The sequence below is a fragment of the Nocardia sp. NPDC058497 genome (genome assembly GCF_042720195.1).
Lineage (GTDB): Bacteria > Actinomycetota > Actinomycetes > Mycobacteriales > Mycobacteriaceae > Nocardia.
Map to the genome: position 1 here is coordinate 1 of NZ_JBHXMY010000475.1, position 4,353 is coordinate 4,353.

Annotated in this window: 3 protein-coding genes and 2 pseudogenes; 1 reads left to right on the plus strand and 4 read right to left on the minus strand. The window is 71.4% G+C overall.

Annotated features, from left to right (window positions below):
* The 3 genes and pseudogenes from ACFWPJ_RS25215 to ACFWPJ_RS25225 form a co-directional block, all read right to left on the minus strand.
* A pseudogene (locus ACFWPJ_RS25215) lies at positions 1-325 on the minus strand (polyketide synthase); the annotation flags it as partial.
* Positions 318-1,640, minus strand: coding sequence for a polyketide synthase (locus ACFWPJ_RS25220; RefSeq protein WP_378854859.1), 1,323 nt, complete (start codon positions 1,638-1,640; stop codon positions 318-320). The pseudogene ACFWPJ_RS25215 and the gene ACFWPJ_RS25220, both read right to left, overlap by 8 nt.
* Positions 1,637-2,389 carry a thioesterase II family protein gene (locus tag ACFWPJ_RS25225; RefSeq protein WP_378854860.1) on the minus strand — a complete coding sequence of 251 codons (753 nt, stop codon included), beginning with the start codon at positions 2,387-2,389 and terminating at the stop codon, positions 1,637-1,639. Before ACFWPJ_RS25225 ends, ACFWPJ_RS25220 begins: the two co-directional genes overlap by 4 nt.
* 257 nt (positions 2,390-2,646) lie before the next feature.
* Between ACFWPJ_RS25225 and ACFWPJ_RS25230 the strand changes: the two genes are divergently transcribed.
* Complete coding sequence (locus ACFWPJ_RS25230; protein ID WP_378854861.1) at positions 2,647-3,312, plus strand: GNAT family N-acetyltransferase; 666 nt, start codon at positions 2,647-2,649, stop codon at positions 3,310-3,312.
* Between the two features lie 176 nt (positions 3,313-3,488).
* On the opposite strand, the pseudogene ACFWPJ_RS25235 reads toward ACFWPJ_RS25230, so the two are convergent.
* Positions 3,489-4,353 (minus strand): annotated as a pseudogene (locus tag ACFWPJ_RS25235) (lysine 6-monooxygenase); the annotation flags it as partial.

The window sequence follows — 4,353 nt, forward strand, 5'->3', positions numbered from 1 at the left end:
GCGCGGTCACCTCACCGAGGCCGGGCACGGCAGGCTGGCCGTCGGGGGGGGGGGGGGGGGGGGGCCGGGCGCCGGCCCGCCCCCCCCCCGTTGGGGGGGGCCCCCCCCCCCCGGCCGCTACCGCCGTCGGAGCGGCCAGGATCAGCGCCCGGCGGCGGCGAGGTACGCGCGTGCGGAACAGCATGTCCGCCAAGCGTTCCGCCGTGACTTCGGGGTGCGCTTCGAGGTAGCCGCGCAGGGCAGCGGCTTCAGCCCGCAACCCGTCGACACTGTCCGAGGACAGCAGGACGGGAACGGAGCCGTCGGGCAGACGGTACTCAGCCATGGTTGGTCTCCTCCAGCACCGGCAGGCCGACGATGGCGTGCGCATTGGTTCCCGCGACACCGAACGAGGACACCGCGGCATAGCGCAGGCCGTCCGCGCGCGGCGCCCAGTCGGTGAGTTCGGCGGCGAGCCGCAGACTGGTCGCGTCCCAGTCGATGTCGGTGGTCGGGGCGTCGGCCCACAGGCTCGGCGCGATCACGCCGTTGGCGCCGCACAGCAGCACCTTGATCAGCCCGAGCATGCCCGAGGCCGCCTGGGCGTGGCCCGCGTTGGACTTCACCGAGCCGAGCAGCGGTCCGTCCTCGCCACGCTCCGGGGCGCCGTAAGTGGCTGCCAGCGCGGTCAATTCGAGCGGATCACCGACGGCGGTGCCGGTGCCGTGGCCTTCGATCAGGCCGATGTCGTTCGCGCTGATCCCAGCCGCGGCGACGGTGGCCTCGATGAGCCGCTGCTGCGCCGTCGCGCTGGGCACCGCGATCGGCGCGCCCGCGCCGTTGTGGTTGACCCGCGAACCGAGCAGCTGGCCGTAGATCCGGTGCCCGAGCGCCTTGGCGCGCGATTCCCGTTCCAGCACAATGACACCCGCGCCTTCACCCCACAGGGTTCCGGTCGGGTCGGCGGCATAGGAACGGCAGTGGCCGTCGGTGGCCAGGGCGTTGTTCTTCGAGAACTCGTAGAACGCGCCGGGCGAGCCCATCACGCACACGCCACCCGCGAGCGCCCAATCACATTCGCCCGCACGGATCGCCGAAGCGGCCTGGTGCACGGCGGTCAGCGACGAGGCGCAGGCGGTGTCCACGCTGATCGACGGGCCGACCAGGCCGAGCCCGTGCGAGATGCGTCCGGCGACAGCGCCGAGTGCGGTGCCGGTGGCCCGGTAGCCGCTGTACTCGTTGACGCCCCCGACCCGGGGCCCGTACTCGACCGTCGACACGCCCATCCACACACCGGCCGAATCACCGTCGAGCGCACCGGGATTGATGCCGGCGTGCTCGAGCGCGCGCCACGCCACCCGCATGGCCACTCGCTGCTGCGGGTCCATGGCGACCGCTTCGCGCGGGGTGATGCCGAAGAACTGCGCGTCGAACTCGGTGGCGCCGTCGAGGAAGCCGCCCGCGTCGCGCACCGGGGCCCAGCCGTCGAGCCTGCCGAGGGCGAACAGCTCGTCGAGCGGCCATTCGCGATCGCGCGGGAACGGGCCGATCAGCTCACGGCCGGTGGCCAGCGCCGACCAGAACTCGGGCAGGGTGTCGATGCCGCCGGGCGCCTCGATGCCCATGCCGACGATGACGATGGGATCGGTCATAGTGCTCATCGGGCCAGCGCCTGACCGGCGAGTACCTCGGCGATGCCGTCGATGTTCTCGTCGATGTAGAAGTGGCCGCCCGCGAACAGGTTCACCTCGATCTCGGCGCTGGTGCTGGTCTCCCAGGCGTAGAGGTCACGCGGGCCGACGAACGGATCGTCGTCGCCGCCGAGAACCAGCAGGGGCGCGGTGACCCGCACGTCGGTGCCGCAGGAGTAGGCGTCGAAGGCGCGGTAGTCGGCCTTGAGGACCGGCAGTGCCATCCGCATGACCTCGCGGCTGGCCATCACGTCGGCGCCGGTGCCGTTGAGGGCGGCCATGTGGTCGAGCAATTCCTCGTCCTCGGTGGGATGTCCGGGGAGCTCGGCGATCCGGTGCGGCGCGGCCGCCGCGGAGACCACCAGCAAACGCACGGACAACCCGGCGGCCTCGGCCAGCCGGACGAACTCGAACGCGGCGATGGAACCCATGCTGTGGCCGAAGACGGTCAGCGGGGCGCCGGTGTTGTGGGCGGAGTCACGGAAGGCGGCGAAGGCGCCGGCGGCGAGCTCGGGCAGAGTCTCGGCCGCTGCCTCACGCGCCCGGTCCTGACGGCCGGGGTACTGCATGATGACGGTGTCGAAATCCTGGCCCATACGCTTGGCGAAGACCCGGTAGGCCGATGCGCCGGAACCCGCGTGCGGGAAGACGATCAGCGGCGGTAGGGAATCGGTCCGGGGGGCCTGGAATTGCCTGATCCAGCCGAGTTCTCTTGCCATGTCGCTCTCCCTCACCGGCCGCGCAGGGTCGCGCCGCCGTTTCACACTGTCCAACTCCGTGCCGAGGCACGGACCGGCCCGGCACAGTCGTCCGGGACCGGGGCGAATCCTGTTGCACCCGAGGCCGACCCCCGGTTCTGCCAGGAACCGGCAACCACCGGGCGATCGGTCGGGCAACAGTAACACCCAGGCATTAGTATAGGCTAGCCTTACCAATCGAGGTGACCAAGGTAACGATTGAACGGAGCATTCAGCCGATGAACCCCGCCGGGACCCCCATCGTGATGCCGCGCGAGCAGACCGATCTGCCCGCCGATGTGGCGGCCGCACCGGCGCCGGCGCTGCCGGTTTTCGCGGCACCCTTCGCCCTGCGCGTAGCCGACCCGGACGGCACCGATCCCGCACTGCTCGCCGAGTGGATGGCCCGCCCGCACCTGCTCGAGTCGTGGGAGCAGGACTGGGACGCCGACCGCCGCCGCGCCGATTTCCAGGCCCAGCTGGCCGGAACCTATTCGCGCCCCTGCATTCTCACCCTGGACTTCGCGGTGCTCGGTGAGCCGGAGCTCGGCACCCGCGACATCGCCTACCTCGAGTTCTACCGCGCCGCCAAGGACGAGATCGGCCGCCTGTACGACTCGGCGCCCGGCGACATCGGCTTCCACATCGCCACCGCCGACACTGCCGTGATCGGCAAGGGCATCATGACCGGCTGGATCGCCACGATGGTCACCGCGGTCTTCGCCGCGAACCCCGACTGCCACAGAGTCATGGGCGATCCCGACCACCGCAACCAGGCCATCTGCCGCAGTCTCACCAAGACGGGCTTCCACCGGGTCGACGAATTCGACGTGCGCCCCGACCGCCGCATCGCCCTCTACGCGGCGCCGCGCACCCCGGACGACATGCCGGTCGCCCGCGCCTGACGGCTCAACCCGACCACCACGCCCCAACCCCAGGAGGGGCAGGCAGGCGAAGCCTGCCGTTCGCGGCCGTCCCGCCGGTCAGGTGCCGTTGCGTAGGCGACAAAGGAGCAAGCAACGGTGCCTGACCGGCGGGACACAAGGGGCCGCGAACTCGAGCGCGCCAGCGCTCCAACAACTCAGCGCGCGGCGAGGTGGCTCGCACCGGCGCGAGCCCTGGCAGGCTCGGTGCGCAGCACGCGGTCCGAGAGTTCGCCGAGGCAGCTGAGATTCGGGAACCCGGGGCCCTGGGCCATCGCGGCCATGTTCGGCAGGTACAGCTTGCCCGCCAGTCCGGTGACGGCCAGGTCGTAGCCGATCGAGGACTCGATGCGCTGCTGGGTCAGGGGGCCGCCCACCGCCAGCTCGAGCAGGTCGGCGGTCTGCTGGTCGAACATGTCGAGGAACCACAGCGGCTGACCGCCGGTGGCGTCGACGACCAGGTCGAAGTTGTGCACCTGGTCGGCGCGCAGTTCGTTGGTCAGGGTCAGCGACAGCGACTCGCCCTGCGGCGCGATCTTGGCGACCCGGCCCTGCAGATGGTGCACCCGGCTGTCGCCGAGCAGGCTTTCCTGCACGCGCACCGAGAACACACCGCGGTCGGTGCGCCGGATGACATCGCGGCGCTCCTGAATGCTCAGCGCGTTCCACTTCACCGGGTCGCTGAACAGCGAGTTCTCGAAGAAGCTTTCGCCGCGGGTGTACAGCGTCGCCAGCGGCGAGATCACCGAGATGGTCAGCATCTCGTGGCGGACCAGCTCGTCCAGCGCGGAGCCCGCGGTCTCGCCGCCGCCGATCACCGCGGCACGGGAAGCGGCGGGCAGGCTGCGCTTGCCCGCGAGGTCCCAGAATTCGGCGATGCTGAGCACGCGGGGGTGTTCGGCGAGCGCGCGGCTGCTGCGGCCGGGGCCGGTGATCATCAGGCCGTCGGCGGTGAGCTCGGTGCGGTTGCCGTGGGGGGCGGCGGCCCCCGCCAGCCCCCGGGGCCCCGCGGGGGGGGCCGCC

Coding starts and splice junctions, on each gene's coding strand:
- ACFWPJ_RS25220 (WP_378854859.1), bottom strand. CDS start 1,640: ATGAGCACTATGACCGATCCCATCGTCATCGTCGGCATGGGCATCGAG.
- ACFWPJ_RS25225 (WP_378854860.1), bottom strand. CDS start 2,389: ATGGCAAGAGAACTCGGCTGGATCAGGCAATTCCAGGCCCCCCGGACC.
- ACFWPJ_RS25230 (WP_378854861.1), top strand. CDS start 2,647: ATGAACCCCGCCGGGACCCCCATCGTGATGCCGCGCGAGCAGACCGAT.